Genomic DNA, 13906 nt, shown 5'->3' on the forward strand with positions numbered 1-13906 from the left:
TTTCACTCCGTCTCTTCGCCGGTGCCCGCGGCACGTTGCGTTGCCCAGCTGAGGAATTCGCCGAAGGCGCGGTTGAGCAGCGCCGTGTCGGCCGCCCGCAGCGGGCGGTGGGTCATCAGCAGCGCTTGCCCGTACAGCGATTCCACCGCGGTCTTCAGGAAGGCGGGGTCTCCGATGCGGGTCAGTCTGCGCACGACCGGGCTGTGATGGTTCAGCACGAGTTGGGCGCGCGGTGCGGCGGCGTCCAGCGCGCCGAGGATCTCGCTCCACAGCTCGTTCGCGCCGAGCGCGGTCTCCGCCCTGGCGCGTTCGTGGCGCGCACCGCGCCCTTCGAGGTACAGCGCGGGCACCGAAACCGGTTGGAAGGCACGCACAATCACGTCGCAGGACAGCGGATCGAGTACCGCGCGCGCAATGGACAGCACCGGCGTCAACGCCAGTTCCTCGGTCGGGTCGATCGGGTCCAGCGCGGCCGTGATGGCGTCGGTGTCGAGGTCGATCACCTCGACCCCGGGGAGCAGCTGCGGCAGCAACGCGACCAGTTCGCGGTCATAGGCGTAGCCGCCGTTGACGATCCCGATCCCCTGCGCCGCCGCGGTCGACGCCACCTGACGGAACTCCTCCACCGTCGAGGTCACCCGCATGACCGGGTGTTTTCGCGCGAACTCGGTCAGCGGTAGTCGCCCATCCGTGGTCTCGAAAGTCAAGTGCGGCAGCATGATCCGGAACAGCTCCGCCGAATGCCGAGCCATCGCCTTGACGCCGAGGGCATGCACCGCGAGGAACGCGGCCAGCCGCTGCGGCTGCTCGGCCGCGATCTCGGTGAGCCAGTCACGCACTCGATCGCCGAGCACCTCGCGGATGATGGCGAGCCGTTCGTCCTCGTAGAGCCCTTCGCGAGACGCGGTCGGCCGCAACGAATCGGTGTCGATCACGCATCGCACGAAGAACGCCCAGTCCGGCAGCAGTCCACGCACCGCGTCGCCGAGCAGCATGCCCTTCAGATACACCCGGTGCGCGCTGCTCTCGGCCGGATTGCCCGGCTGCGCAAGCACATACGCGACGCCGCTGACGCCGGCCAGTTCCGCGTCCAAGTCGATCACGTCGAGTGGATCGAATCCGAGTGTGCGCTCGCCGAATTCGAGCAGCGCCTCGCGCCGCTCCATGGCGGACGGGTAGTGCCGATGCCACACGGCCGGGCCATCGGTGACCGGCACGATGATGCCGTCGGACTCGACGGTCACCGCGTACGGCAGCAATGAACCGTATTCGCGGGCGAGTTCGATCACCCGGCGCGGCACGAACCACGACTCGGCGCCGGCCCGCGGCGTCAGCTGCACCGTGGTTCCCGGCTCCGGATACTCCGCGGGCTCCAGCAGCCGCACCGAGTAGGTGCCGTCCGCCGCGGCCAGCCATTCGACCGGCGCGGCCGCGCGATCGTCGGCGGACCGGGTGACCACCCGGATCTGCTCGGCCACGGTGAAGCAGGCGAGCAGTCCGATGCCGAACTGCCCGAGGAACTCTCGCCGCGCACCCTCGATGTCGTCCCGCTTCGACGATCGGCCGATGGTCGCCAGGAAGCGGTGCACGTCCGCCTCGGTCAGGCCGACACCGGGATCGGTGATCCGCAAGCCGGTCGCATCGATGCTGATCCGAATCGCGGTAGGCGCCAGTCGGTCTCGCTGCGCACGCGCGGTGACGGCGTCCACCGCGTTCTGCAACAACTCACGCAAATACACCCGAGGGCTGGAATACAGGTGGTGAGAGAGTAAGTCGACGATCCCCCGCAGATCCACCTGGAACGTATAGCTGTCCTCCACCGCCGCCACACCATTGGGCGTTCTCTCCACCATGGTCCGCAATCCTTGCGGCAAGCCCCAATGGTTCGCTTAACAATCGCTGATGACGCCGACCAGGCGCTGATCAGACCTTCGGCCGCTTGGACTTCGGCAGCCTGCTGACCACCGCCTCATAGGACTGGTCGATCAGTTCGCGCACCTCATCGTCCGGTATCGCACCGTTGAGCTTGACCCCGTTCCAGCCGTATCGCCCGATATACGACGACGCCGTCACATCATTCGGATACACCCGGATCAGCTCGTTGGCCTCTTCCCTGGTGCGCCCGCACTTGAGCCCGACCGAGGTCTCCCCGAGGAACGCGAAGATCTTGTCGCCGACCTTAGCGACCACGTCGCCTTCCCACGGTTCGTCCTGCCAAGCACCGGGTTTCGCGAGGCAGTACTTCAGCAGCTGCTTGCCGTTCATGTCCACTCCTCACACGGGCAGCAGCATCGACACCACTGCCGTCAGTTGGCTGGCCGAGCGACATTCGTGCATCTCGATCACCTGCCGGTATTTGTCGGCAGCGGAATCACCCGAACCCCAGTTGGTTTGCATCTCCGGATTGAGCCAGTGCGCGTGCTTGGCGGTCCGTACCAGCGACCGTAGCGTCTCGAGTTCGGGATCACGATAGTTGGTGCGCGCGTCGCCGAGAATCAGCAGTGAGCTGCGGGCGGTGACCGCATCGGGGAAGTCCCTGGCGAATCCGGCCAGCGCGTTGCCGTAGTCGGAGTGCCCGTCCATCCCGACGACGCGCGCCTCGGTGAAGATCCGGTTCATCGCCTTGTCCAGCTGGGTACGCGGATCGAAGAACTGGGTCACCTCGTCGGTCTGGTCGACGAACGCGAAAATCCTTACCCGCGAGAACTGTTCGCGCAGCGCGCTGACCAGCAGCAGGGTGAAGTTGCTGAACCCGGCCACCGACCCGGATACGTCGCACAGCAACACCAGCTCCGGCCGGCCGGGCCGCGGCTTACGGTTTACCAGGTCGATGGGCACGCCACCGGTCGACATCGACTTACGCAGCGTCTTCCGCAGATCGATCTCGCCGCGGCGAGAATGCCTGCGCCGCACCGCGAGTCGCGAGGCGAGAATGCGCGCGAGTCGCTGGGTGCTGCGCCGCATCTCGACCAGCTCGGATTCCGAGGCCCGCAGGAAATCGACGTCCTCGGATTGCCGCGGCACACCATAGCTGGCGACCCGCTCACGACCGATCCGCTCGGCCACCCGTCGCCGCGTCTCCGCCTCCACCGACGCCCGGAACGCATCGATGCGGCCGCGCGCGGCCCGCCGGGCGATCTCGGTGTCGAACGCGCTGGTATCCGGTCCGGCCGCCAGCCCGGCCAGGATCTTGGCCAGTAGCGTCTGCGGCTGAACATCTTTCAACGCCTGATAGGCCGAGAACGACGACCCACTCGCGGACTGATACTGACCGAGCTGATCGACCACCTGAGCCGCCAACGCATCGAGCCGAGCATCGCCCGCTTCCTGCATCAACAGCTCCGCGAGCAGTTCCCGCAGCGCCGCGATGTCCACTTCACCGGTCGGCGTCCTTGGCAGCTCGACCTCGTCGAGAGCGCCGGTGCGTTGACCGATCGCGATCGGAAACCACAGATCGAAGAGCCGATCGAACGTCGCGCGATGCGTGGTCCGGCGCAGCAGCGAACACGCCAAACCCTCGCGCAGCACGTCCCGATCGAGTAGATCGAGCACGGTCACCACCCGGCCCGCGTCCACCGTCTCCGACGGCCCCACCGGAATACCGCGCTCGCGCAGCGCTTCGACGAACCCGACGAGATGACCCGGCAACCCGTGCGGCGCGGTCAGTTCCGCATCCGGCGCGGGCTGCGATCGCGCGGCCATCGGCTCAGGCCAGCTTCAGCTCGGCCAGCGCACGCTGGTGATCACTCTGATGCTTGAGCACGACTCCGAGCGTGGCCCGCACCGCGGAATCGTCCAGGTCGTGCATGCCGAGCGCCAGCAGCGTGCGACCCCAGTCGATCGACTCGGCCACCGAGGGCAGCTTCTTCAGCTGCATACCGCGCAACACGTGCACGATCCGCACCAACTGCGCGGCGACAGCGGCGGACAGCTCCGGCACCCGGCTGGCCAGGATGCGACGCTCGAGCTCCTCGTCCGGGAAGTCAAGGTGCAGGTAGAGGCAGCGACGCTTGAGGGCCTCGGACAGCTCGCGGGTGGCGTTCGAGGTAAGCACCACGAACGGCTTGCGGGTGGCGACGATGGTGCCCAGCTCGGGAACGGTCACCGCGAAATCGCTGAGCACCTCGAGCAGCAGGCCCTCGATCTCGACGTCGGCCTTGTCGGTCTCATCGATCAGCAGCACCGTCGGATCACTGCGCCGGATCGCGGTGAGCAGCGGGCGCGACAGCAGAAATTCCTCGGTAAAGACGTCGGCCTTCGTTTCTTCCCAGTCGTTTTCGCTGGACGCCTGGATGCGCAGGATCTGCTTGGCGTGGTTCCACTCGTAGAGCGCGCGGGCCTCGTCGACGCCCTCGTAGCACTGCAGCCGGACCAGTTCGGCGCCGGAGGTCTGCGCGACCGCCCTGGCCAGCTCGGTCTTGCCGACACCGGCCGGACCCTCGATGAGCAGCGGCTTGCCGAGCCGGTCGGCCAGGAACACCGAGGTTGCGGTGGCTTTATCAGCGAGGTAGCCGGTGCTGGCCAGCTGATCGATCACATCGTCGACCGAGGTGAAGATCGGCTCCTGGGTCGTCTCGGGGGTGGGGGCCACGTGCAGTCCTTCCTTGGCAACGAGCGAGGCTCGCTCCCTTAATACCTATACCGGCCGGATCTGGCCGTCGCCCCACACGATCCACTTGGTGGAGGTCAGCTCCGGTAGCGCCATGGGTCCGCGGGCGTGCAGCTTCTGCGTGGAGATGCCGATCTCGGCGCCGAAGCCGAACTGCTCACCGTCGGTGAACGCGGTTGAAGCATTCACCATGACGGCCGCGGCGTCGACTCGGCTGGTGAATTCGCGGGCCGCGGCCAGCTCACCGGTGACGATGGCCTCGGTGTGCCCGGTGCCCCAGGTGTTGATGTGCTCGATGGCCGCGTCGAGGCCGTCGACCACCTTGAGCGCGATATCGAGGGTGAGGTACTCCTCGCCCCAGTCCTTGCTGTTCGCGGGCACCAGGCCGGGCAGGTCGCCGTGCACGGTGACGCCGTGCCGTTCCAGCGCCTCGATCAGCTTGGGCACCGCGACGGTGGCGATCGCGTCGTCGATGAGCACCGTCTCGGCGGCATTGCAGACGCTGGGGCGGCGGGTCTTGGCGTTGATCAGGATCTGCTCGGCCATCTCCAGGTCGGCGGCCGCGTGCACGTAGACGTGGCAGTTGCCGGTGCCGGTCTCGATGGTCGGCACGGTGGCGTCGCGGACGACGGCGCTGATCAGGCCGGCGCCGCCACGCGGGATGACCACGTCGACCAGGCCGCGGGCCTGGATCAGGTGGGTGACGCTCGACCGGTCCACGCTGGGCAGCAGCTGCACCGCGTCGGCCGGAAGCCCCTGTGCGACAAGGGATTCTCGCAGCACCGCGACCAGCGCGGCATTGGAGTGCGCGGCCGAGGAGGAGCCGCGGAGCAGCACGGCGTTGCCGGACTTCAGGGTGAGCCCGAACGCGTCCACGGTGACGTTCGGCCTGGCCTCGTAGACCATGCCGATCACGCCGAGCGGCACCCGGACCTGGCGGGTTTCCAGGCCGTTCGGCAACACCGAGCCGCGCACGATCTCGCCGATCGGGTCGGGCAGACCGGCGACTTGACGCAGGCCGGAGGCGATGCCGTCGATGCGAGATTTGGTGAGTCGCAGCCGGTCGATCAACGATTCCTCGACGTTGGCGGCCTGCGCGGCGAGCACGTCCTCGGCATTGGCGTCGAGTACCGCATCGGCCGCGCCGAGCAGGGCGTCGGCGGCGGCATGCAGTGCCTCGTTCTTCTGCGCCGTGGTCAGCTGCGCCAGCACACGCGACAAGACCCGAGCCTTGCGTGCGGCCTCGTGCACCACCTCGCGGACGTCCGGCTCGGTCGTCGTTCCTACCGTCATGGGTACAGCCTACTGACCCGGTCCAAGGCCTAATCCACCGCTGCGCATCGCCCGCCGTCCGGTCCGTGGTCACATATTCAGGTGATGGAACTGGGTCTGCTGCTGGTCGTGGCCATCGTCCTGATCATTGTGATTGCCAGTGTCATCGTGGTCGCCGTGAAGTCCGGCTCCCGGCCCGCGACACCGCCGGTCTCGAGCCCGGGCTGGTACCCCGACCCGGCGGATCCGCGCATCGTCCGCTGGTTCGACGGGTACCGGTGGACGGATCAGACGCAGCAGCGCCTCTACTAGCCTTTGACGGCATGGCCGAAAAGACGGACGTTGCCTCGATCGCGGTGCTCGGCAGTATCAACATGGACCTGGTCACCACCACCGATCGGCGGCCGGTGCCCGGCGAGACGGTGCTCGGTACCGGCTTCGCGATGGTGCCGGGTGGGAAGGGCTCGAATCAGGCGATCGCCGCGCAGCGGGCCGGTGGTGCGGTGCGGTTTCTCGGAGCGGTCGGGGACGATGTGTTCGCGGCCGAATTGCGGGGCGTGCTGACGGATTCGGGGGTTGGCGTCGACCGGCTGCGGACGGTGGACGGGCCGAGTGGTGTCGCCGCGATCGTGGTGGACGGCGGTGGCGAGAACAGCATCATCGTGGTCGGCGGCGCGAACGCCAGGATGACCGAGCTCACCGAGGCGGACCTCGACGCGATCGCCGCCGCCGATATTCTGCTGTGCCAGTTGGAGATTCCGATCGATACGGTAGTGGCCGGAGCGCGGCACGCCCGCGCGAACGGCACCACGGTGCTGCTCAATCCCTCCCCCACCCAAGACCTTCCCGCCGAACTGTGGGCGAACGTCGATGTGGCGGTGGTGAATTCGGGCGAGGCCGAACAGCTCGGCGCCGCCCTCGACCCGGTCGCCCATGTAGTCGTGACGCGCGGCGCGGATGGCGCGACCTATCGCGGCCCAGGCGGCAAACAGCTGTCCCAGCCGAGCCCCAAGGTCGACGTCATCGACACCACCGGCGCGGGCGACACCTTCACCGGAGCGCTGGCCGCCGCCTGGCACCGCGGCCCCGAATTCGCGCTGACCTGGGCAGGTGCCGCCGGCGCTCTCGCCACCACCAAGCTCGGCGCCAGCTCCTCCATCCCCACCGAAGCCGAGATCCGCGCCGCCCTCCCCGCGAACTAAAGCACCCTGCCGACGGGGATCCCGCCGCGAATCCGGTGGCGCACAGTGCGATCGGCCAAGCCTTGCCGGTTCACTGTGCCGCCGCCGGACGACGCACCGCCACGGCTGAAAGCTCACGCCGAAGCCCAACTCGCCGACTATCGTTGACGTTCATGCCCACGATGCCGGAGCGCATTCCGTCCGATGGCGACAACGAAGCGGTGATCGGCAGGTTGGATGCCGACATCGTCGCGCTGACCTTTGTCGACAACGCGGGGATTACCCGGGTCAAGACGGTGCCGATGCGGCGGCTGGCACATGCGGCGCGGAACGGGGTCGGGGTGTCGCCCTGCTTCGAGACGTTCGCCTTCGATGATCTGATGACGGCCGGTAAGTACCTCGGCGGGCCGGACGGTGATCTGCGGCTGGTCCCGGATCTGTCGGTGTTGACCGAGCTTGCCTGCCAACCTGGCTGGGCGTGGGCGCCGACCAACAAATACACCCAGGACGGGACGCCCTTCGCCGCCTGTCAGCGCGGATTCGCCACCCGGCAGGCCGAGGCGGCGCGGCAGGCCGGAATTCAGCTGTCCATGGCGTTCGAGACCGAATGGGCTGTTGGCCAGGGCGATACACAGGACTTCACTCCGGCCGCCTTCGGACCCGCCTACGGCCTGGTGCGACTCGGGCAGGTGGCCGACTACGCGCGGGAACTGGTCGCGATACTGGACCGGCAAGGCATCCTCGTCGACCAGTTCCACCCGGAATACTCACCGGGCCAACTGGAACTGTCCGTCCAACCGTCCGATCCGGTCGGCGCCGCCGACGACGCGGTGCTGGTGCGGCACACCATCCGGCAGGTCAGCCTGCAGTACGGCTGGCGCGCGCTGCTCGCTCCCTGCCTCGAGCCCGGCGGCACCGGTTCCGGTGCGCACCTGCACTTTTCGGCACAGGACGACCAGGGCCCGCTGTTCGCCACCGGCGACGGCCCGTACGGCATGCGCCGGACCGGCGAGGCCTTCCTCGCCGGAATACTGCGCGAGCTGCCCGCGCTCGTCGCGGTGGGCGCCGGTAATCCGGCAAGCTTCCTGCGCCTGGAGCCGTCGCGGTGGGCGGGCGTCTGGCAATGCTGGGGCCGGGAAACCCGCGAGGCGGCATTGCGTTTCATCACCGGGGTACGCGGCACCGAGGAGTGGGCGGCCAACGCCGAGGTCAAATGCTTTGACGCGACCGGGAATCCATATCTGATCGTCGGTTCGGTGATCGCCGCCGGACTGGCCGGTGTGGCCGAGGAGCTGCGGCTGCCCGCCGAAATCAGCGGCGACCCGGTCACCTTCGACGCCGAACAGCTGCTGATCTCCGGCGTACGCAGGCTGCCGACCCGCCCCGCCGAGGCGGCCGACCGGCTGGCGGACTCCGCGGTGCTGGCCGAGGCGATGGGCCCCGAATTGCACGACGCGCTGCTCACCGTGCGCCGCGCCGAGGCGGACCGCTATCAGAGCACCAGCCCCGAAGCGCTTGTCGCGCTGACTCGTTGGCGGTTCTGACGTGCTGACCGACGGCCTGACGCTCACCGATCACCACTGCCACGGCGTCGTCCCGCACGATCTGGACCGGGCCGGATTCGAGCGACTACTCGGCGAGGGCGCCACCGGCAGCTTCGATTCCGCGATCGGCCTCGCGGTCCGCCGCTGGTGCGCACCGGCACTCGACCTACCGCCGCACGTCGGCCCGGACGCCTACCTGACCCATCGGACCGAACTCGGCTGGCGCGAGGTCGCCGTGCGACTACTGGGCGCCACCGGCACCACCAGCTGGTTCATCGATACCGGATTCGGCGGCGGCACAGCGGAGTTCAGCCAGCTCACCGATGGCGAGGTGCGCGAGGTCGTGCGGATCGAACACGTCGCCGAGCAGGTCATCGCCGAGGTAGGCGCGGGCAAGACAGTGTTCGATCAAATCGAGGCCCGGTTGCGCGAACGTGCCCGAAATGCGGTCGGACTCAAAACGATCGTCGCCTACCGGTGCGGTCTGGACTTCCCGCTCCGCGAACGACCACCGAAAGCCGTTATCCCCCAACACCGGCTCACCGATCCGGACCTACTCGGCTGGCTGGTCGGCCTCGGCGCCCGCATCGGCGCCGAATTCGGCCTGCCGCTGCAATTCCACACCGGCTTCGGCGATACCGACCTGCGGCTGCATCGCGCGGATCCGCTGCTACTCACCGACTTTCTCCGCAAAACCGCGAATACCGGCCTCACCGTGATGCTGCTGCACTGCTGGCCGTTTCATCGCAATGCCGCCTACCTGGCGCACGCCTTCGGACATGTCCGGATGGATATCGGACTCACCGCCCCCTACGTCGGACACCGCACCCAGGCCGTGCTGGCCGAAGCGCTCGAACTCGCCCCGTTCCGATCGCTGTGCTACTCGTCGGACGGCTACGGCCTGCCCGAACTGCACTTTCTCGGCGCCTTCTGGTGGCGCCGCGGGCTCGGCAGGCTGCTCGACGAATGGCTCGCCGAGGACCTGATCACCACCGCCGATGCCGAACGCCTGGCCGCGGGCATCGCGCACATCAACGCCGAGGACGCTTATCCGACCACTCCGCCCAGTAACACCGAGTAGAAATACTCGCCCGCTACCCGTATTTAATCGAGTGCGATAAGCCGCGTCGATCTTTACCGTTGATCAGGAAACCAACGAAAGGATCGACAGATGTTTCCCGTCGAGCTGCGCGGCACCCGCGCGCAGACGCTTATGTGGGCCGAAGAGCACGCGGTCGAGCAGACCGCGCTGCAGCAGCTGCGGAATATCGCCGCGCTGAAATGGGTCCACGGCGTCCGCGTGATGCCGGACGTGCACCTCGGCAAGGGGGCAACGGTCGGCTCGGTGATCGCGATGAAGGACGCGGTGTCCCCGGCCGCGGTCGGCGTGGATATCGGCTGCGGCATGGAGAGCGTCAAGACCGACCTCACCGCCGCGGATCTGCCGGACGACCTGCGTTCGCTGCGGTCCCGGATCGAGGCGGCGGTCCCGGTCGGTTTCAACGCGCACGACAGCTCGGTCAACGTGACCAAGCTCGGTGGCGAGGTTTCCGCACTGGGCGCGAGCACCGCGACGCTGCGTGCGGGCTGGGACAACTTCTGGGGCTCGTTCGCCTCGCTCGACGACGGCGTGCAGAACCGGGAAGCCAAGGCGCACAAGCAGATGGGCACCCTGGGCGGCGGCAACCACTTCATCGAGGTCTGCCTCGACCAGGACGACGCGGTGTGGATCCTGCTGCACTCGGGCAGCCGCAATATCGGCAAGGAACTCGCCGAGCGGCACATGGCCGTGGCACGGACGCTGTCGCACAACGTCGACCTGCCCGATCGCGACCTGGCCGTATTCCTTTCCGGGACACCGGAAATGGACGCTTACCGCCGCGACCTCACCTGGGCGCAGGAGTACGCCGCACGTAACCGCGCGGTGATGCTGGCCCTGGTGTGCCGTGCGGTGCGCGACGAATTCGCCGGGCGCCCGGTGCGTTTCGATCAGCCGATCTCCTGTCACCACAACTATGTGGCGGAGGAGCTCATCGACGGCATCCCGATGCTGGTGACCCGTAAGGGCGCGGTCCGGGCGGGCGCGGGTGATCTCGCGCTGATTCCGGGTTCGATGGGCACCCGCTCATATGTGGTGCGCGGCAAGGGAAATCCGGCCTCGTTCCAATCGGCCTCGCACGGCGCGGGTCGGCGGATGAGCCGTAACGCGGCGAAGAGGCAGTTCACCGTCGCCGATCTGGTCGCCCAGACCGAGGGCGTCGAGTCGCGCAAGGACGCGGGCGTGGTCGATGAGATCCCGGCCGCCTACAAGGACATCGACGAGGTCATCGCCGCACAGCGCGACCTGGTCGACGTCGTCGCGACGCTGCGGCAGGTGCTGTGCGTCAAGGGCTGAATTCGGGCCGCGCCCACCGGATGTGGGCGCGGCCTAGATTCACTTGCGCCGCAAGGTGGCCGCGAAGGCCGCGCCGATCAGGAACATGCCGGTGAGCAGCGCGAAGCCGTTCAATACCCAATTGTGCAGTGCCAGATGGAAATCGTCGGACAGCTCGGGCAGGTTCTCGATCTGCCGGTAGGTGTCGTCCGGGAAGACGATGTGCAGGATCCCGGGGATCAAGCCCCACACCAGGCCCGCGATCGCCGTGCCCACCGGGGAGAACGCGGCCAGCGCCGCCACCAGGAACAGCAGCACCGCGCCGCCGATGATCTGGAAGTTCGAACCCCACCGGTCCGCCGAGCTGCCCAGGATGACCCACTGCCTGGTGTCCAGCGCGCCGTGCGCGGATAGCCCGACCCCGATCGGGGTGATCACCAGCGAGATCAGCGTGCCGGTGAGCGTCCGGCCGAAGCCGCTGCGACTCTGGAACTGGCTGCCTGGCGGCGACCAGCCCGCCGGCGGCTGGTATTGGCTCGACATGGTTGGCCTCCTGCACGGACCCCGCTTTCGGGATCACCTCGGCCCTATTGTCCGCTGTTCATGGTCATTTCGCGTTGAATGCCGCGCCGATTCAGCGGCGGGCCGCACTGTCGGCGCGACCGAGGAGACGCGCACGTCATGACTGGTTACCATCGGGTATGCGCCAGCGACAACGAGGTTCGGGCTCAACCATCCATCCTGGGGCGGCCGCGGAACCCCCGGCCATTGTGGGTGTTCGGCGATACTTCGTCAGCGCGCGCGGCGTCGACTTCCATGTGACCGAGTCCGGTCCGGTGGACGGGCGGCCGGTGGTCGCGCTGCACGGGTGGCCGCAACATCATTACGCCTATCGCCATCTGCTGGCAGACCCGCCGGCGGGTCTGCGCATCATCGTCCCGGATCTGCCGGGTTATGGCTGGTCCGGTCCGGCGCCGCATCGATGGGCCAAAGACGACGTGGCCTCCGATGTGCTGGCGTTGCTCGATGAGCTCGGGCTCGACCACGTGTTGCTCATCGGCCACGATTGGGGCGGCTACATCGGACATCTCATGGTATTGCGGGAGCCGGAGCGGTTCGACGGATACCTGGTGTTGAACATCGCGCATCCGTGGCAGACGCCGCGCAGCTTCCTGCCGCATCTGTGGCGGCTGCTGGCGTATCAACCGCTCGTCGCCACGTTCGGGCAGTATCTGCAGCAGCGCACCCGGGTGCTCGAGGTGATGCTCGCCAAGGGCGTCAAGAATCGCGCGGAGTTCGGGCCGGAAGTTGTTCGCGCGTATGCCGATCGGTTCCGCGATCCCGATGTCGCGCGCGCCGGAGTCGACACCTATCGCACCTTCTTGCTCCGTGAACTGCCGCGCGGTGCCCGGCATGGGGAAACGCGCCGCGCCACTATCCCGATCCGTGCCCTGTTCGGAGTCGATGACAGCGCCGTCCACCACTCGCTGGCCGCCGCCGAAACCGCGAAGGCCGATGACTACACGCTGGAGCGGGTGGCGAACTGTGGTCACTTCATCGCCGAAGAACAGCCCGATCTGATTCGCGCCCGCCTGATCACGCTCGCCGAGGAAACCGCCGCAACCTAAGCCGACCGGGTCACATCGTGGTTGTCGATGCCCTGCAGCGCCGTGATGTGCTCGACCACAACGGTATTGCCGCCCCGCTGTTTCGCCTGATACATCGCGCTGTCGGCGCACCGGATCAGATCCTGCACCAGTTGACGGCTTTGCCGGTAGCCGTCAGCACCCGCGTCGGCGACGGCGATGCCGATGCTGGCGGTGACCGAAATCGACCCGACGGGTTCGGCGACGGCGTCGCGTAGTCGCTCGGCGGCATCGACCGCGGTCGGGACGGGCAGGCGCGCGACGATCGCGAATTCCTCACCGCCGAGCCGGGAAACGATGCTGCGGGTAGGTGCCGCGTGCTGCAACCGATCGGCCGTGCGCACCAGCACCTTGTCGCCCGCGGCGTGCCCGAAGGTGTCGTTGACCGCTTTGAAGCGATCCAGATCGACCATCATCACGCAGACCGGCACCAGCCCGGAGCCGCCGACCAGCATCGCGGAGTGGTATTCGAATCCGCGCCTGCTCAACAGCGTCGTCAACGGATCGGAGAGCATGTCGCTGCGCAGTACCCAGTAGCAGAACTGCAATCCCGGCGGCACCACCGTGGCCGCGACCATGCCGAGAATCATGATCACCGCCGATGCGGCATCGCCGACGCCGAACAGCGGAATCGACAGCACCGCCGCCGACGCCAACGACCACGCCGTGTGCCCGGCGAGCACCTGCGGACTGTGGAAGGCGCTGACATAGATGCCGACGATCAATAGCAGCATCATCCCGACCGACCGGACGACATAGCCGGGGCTCAGCACGCAGACCAGCGTGATGCAGAGGTCGCCGACCGCGAGCAGCGTCAGCGATTCCACTCGGCTCGGCCACGGCAACCACCACCAGCGCACCACCCACACCACCGCCGCCGCCACGATGCACCAGAGCACCGTGCGGCCGAGCACGTTCTGCGGGCCCGCCGACGAGGTGACCGTCAGCACGCTGATCAGCGGCGTCGCCAGCCCGCACAGGCCGATCGCGAATTTCACCACGCCGAGCGCCGAGCGGTCGGCCAGGGCGTTCACCACCCAGCGGTAGTCGACGCCGTCGTGCCACCAATCCCGCAGCAATCGTAGATAGCCGTTCATGACCGCGCCCCGCCCACGCTCGGCTCGGTCACGCGCGGTGCGCGCTGTGACATGACTCGCTCGCTACGCTCGATCATTCGACTCGTCCTCGGCGTCGACAGGGAAGCCTCGTATCGTTTCGAACCGCACTCACTTGTGGTGAACGCCGCCGCGGAAGCCGGTGATCGCGGTGTCATCGCGGCG

13 protein-coding genes are annotated in these 13906 nt (G+C 67.7%); 6 read left to right on the forward strand and 7 right to left on the reverse strand.

The window, feature by feature from the left end:
- Positions 1-2: 2 nt before the first annotated feature.
- The 5 genes from ACIBK2_RS15465 to ACIBK2_RS15485 form a co-directional block, all read right to left on the reverse strand.
- Positions 3-1853 carry an HSP90 family protein gene (locus ACIBK2_RS15465; RefSeq protein WP_396967628.1) on the reverse strand — a complete coding sequence of 617 codons (1851 nt, stop codon included), beginning with the start codon at positions 1851-1853 and terminating at the stop codon, positions 3-5.
- 70 nt (positions 1854-1923) lie between these two features.
- A complete protein-coding gene (locus tag ACIBK2_RS15470) occupies positions 1924-2265 on the reverse strand; it encodes an MmcQ/YjbR family DNA-binding protein (protein ID WP_396967630.1) in 342 nt (113 codons plus the stop codon).
- Between the two features lie 9 nt (positions 2266-2274).
- Positions 2275-3702 (reverse strand): VWA domain-containing protein, encoded by a 1428-nt coding sequence (locus tag ACIBK2_RS15475; protein ID WP_396967632.1) that lies wholly within the window; start codon positions 3700-3702, stop codon positions 2275-2277.
- 4 nt (positions 3703-3706) lie between these two features.
- Positions 3707-4591, reverse strand: a complete 885-nt coding sequence (locus ACIBK2_RS15480; RefSeq protein ID WP_396967634.1) for an AAA family ATPase — start codon at positions 4589-4591, stop codon at positions 3707-3709.
- Positions 4592-4636: 45 nt separating this feature from the next.
- Positions 4637-5902: a glutamate-5-semialdehyde dehydrogenase gene (locus ACIBK2_RS15485; RefSeq protein ID WP_396967636.1), complete on the reverse strand. Its 1266-nt coding sequence runs from the start codon at positions 5900-5902 to the stop codon at positions 4637-4639.
- A gap of 84 nt (positions 5903-5986) precedes the next feature.
- Here ACIBK2_RS15485 and ACIBK2_RS15490 point away from each other — a divergent pair, with 84 nt between their 5' ends.
- The 5 genes from ACIBK2_RS15490 to ACIBK2_RS15510 all read left to right on the forward strand — a co-directional run bounded on the left by ACIBK2_RS15490 (position 5987) and on the right by ACIBK2_RS15510 (position 11001).
- The gene (locus ACIBK2_RS15490; RefSeq protein ID WP_396967638.1) at positions 5987-6193 is read left to right on the forward strand and encodes a DUF2510 domain-containing protein; all 207 of its coding nucleotides are present in this window, start codon (positions 5987-5989) and stop codon (positions 6191-6193) included.
- A gap of 11 nt (positions 6194-6204) precedes the next feature.
- Complete coding sequence (locus tag ACIBK2_RS15495; RefSeq protein ID WP_396967640.1) at positions 6205-7083, forward strand: ribokinase; 879 nt, start codon at positions 6205-6207, stop codon at positions 7081-7083.
- Between the two features lie 152 nt (positions 7084-7235).
- Complete coding sequence (locus ACIBK2_RS15500) at positions 7236-8606, forward strand: glutamine synthetase (protein ID WP_396967642.1); 1371 nt, start codon at positions 7236-7238, stop codon at positions 8604-8606.
- A gap of 1 nt (position 8607) precedes the next feature.
- Positions 8608-9687, forward strand: a complete 1080-nt coding sequence (locus ACIBK2_RS15505; protein ID WP_396967644.1) for an amidohydrolase family protein — start codon at positions 8608-8610, stop codon at positions 9685-9687.
- A gap of 90 nt (positions 9688-9777) precedes the next feature.
- The gene (locus tag ACIBK2_RS15510; protein ID WP_396967646.1) at positions 9778-11001 is read left to right on the forward strand and encodes an RtcB family protein; all 1224 of its coding nucleotides are present in this window, start codon (positions 9778-9780) and stop codon (positions 10999-11001) included.
- Between the two features lie 39 nt (positions 11002-11040).
- Here ACIBK2_RS15510 and ACIBK2_RS15515 read toward each other — a convergent pair whose 3' ends face one another.
- Positions 11041-11523, reverse strand: coding sequence for a hypothetical protein (locus ACIBK2_RS15515; RefSeq protein WP_396967648.1), 483 nt, complete (start codon positions 11521-11523; stop codon positions 11041-11043).
- A gap of 158 nt (positions 11524-11681) precedes the next feature.
- Between ACIBK2_RS15515 and ACIBK2_RS15520 the strand changes: the two genes are divergently transcribed.
- Positions 11682-12608, forward strand: coding sequence for an alpha/beta fold hydrolase (locus tag ACIBK2_RS15520; protein ID WP_396967650.1), 927 nt, complete (start codon positions 11682-11684; stop codon positions 12606-12608).
- On the opposite strand, the gene ACIBK2_RS15525 is transcribed toward ACIBK2_RS15520, so the two are convergent.
- Positions 12605-13723 carry a GGDEF domain-containing protein gene (locus ACIBK2_RS15525; protein ID WP_396967652.1) on the reverse strand — a complete coding sequence of 373 codons (1119 nt, stop codon included), beginning with the start codon at positions 13721-13723 and terminating at the stop codon, positions 12605-12607. The two genes, ACIBK2_RS15520 and ACIBK2_RS15525, sit on opposite strands and share 4 nt — an antisense overlap.
- Positions 13724-13906: the final 183 nt, after the last annotated feature.

The organism is Nocardia sp. NPDC050175, from assembly GCF_044459885.1.
In the GTDB taxonomy this organism is placed as follows: Bacteria; Actinomycetota; Actinomycetes; order Mycobacteriales; family Mycobacteriaceae; genus Nocardia.

What these genes read in the sequence shown, in the direction of transcription:
- ACIBK2_RS15465 (WP_396967628.1), bottom strand. Translation starts at nt 1,853, where the DNA reads ATGGTGGAGAGAACGCCCAATGGTGTGGCGGCGGTGGAGGACAGCTAT.
- ACIBK2_RS15470 (WP_396967630.1), bottom strand. Translation starts at nt 2,265, where the DNA reads ATGAACGGCAAGCAGCTGCTGAAGTACTGCCTCGCGAAACCCGGTGCT.
- ACIBK2_RS15475 (WP_396967632.1), bottom strand. Translation starts at nt 3,702, where the DNA reads ATGGCCGCGCGATCGCAGCCCGCGCCGGATGCGGAACTGACCGCGCCG.
- ACIBK2_RS15485 (WP_396967636.1), bottom strand. Translation starts at nt 5,902, where the DNA reads ATGACGGTAGGAACGACGACCGAGCCGGACGTCCGCGAGGTGGTGCAC.
- ACIBK2_RS15490 (WP_396967638.1), top strand. Translation starts at nt 5,987, where the DNA reads ATGGAACTGGGTCTGCTGCTGGTCGTGGCCATCGTCCTGATCATTGTG.
- ACIBK2_RS15495 (WP_396967640.1), top strand. Translation starts at nt 6,205, where the DNA reads ATGGCCGAAAAGACGGACGTTGCCTCGATCGCGGTGCTCGGCAGTATC.
- ACIBK2_RS15500 (WP_396967642.1), top strand. Translation starts at nt 7,236, where the DNA reads ATGCCCACGATGCCGGAGCGCATTCCGTCCGATGGCGACAACGAAGCG.
- ACIBK2_RS15510 (WP_396967646.1), top strand. Translation starts at nt 9,778, where the DNA reads ATGTTTCCCGTCGAGCTGCGCGGCACCCGCGCGCAGACGCTTATGTGG.
- ACIBK2_RS15515 (WP_396967648.1), bottom strand. Translation starts at nt 11,523, where the DNA reads ATGTCGAGCCAATACCAGCCGCCGGCGGGCTGGTCGCCGCCAGGCAGC.
- ACIBK2_RS15520 (WP_396967650.1), top strand. Translation starts at nt 11,682, where the DNA reads ATGCGCCAGCGACAACGAGGTTCGGGCTCAACCATCCATCCTGGGGCG.
- ACIBK2_RS15525 (WP_396967652.1), bottom strand. Translation starts at nt 13,723, where the DNA reads ATGAACGGCTATCTACGATTGCTGCGGGATTGGTGGCACGACGGCGTC.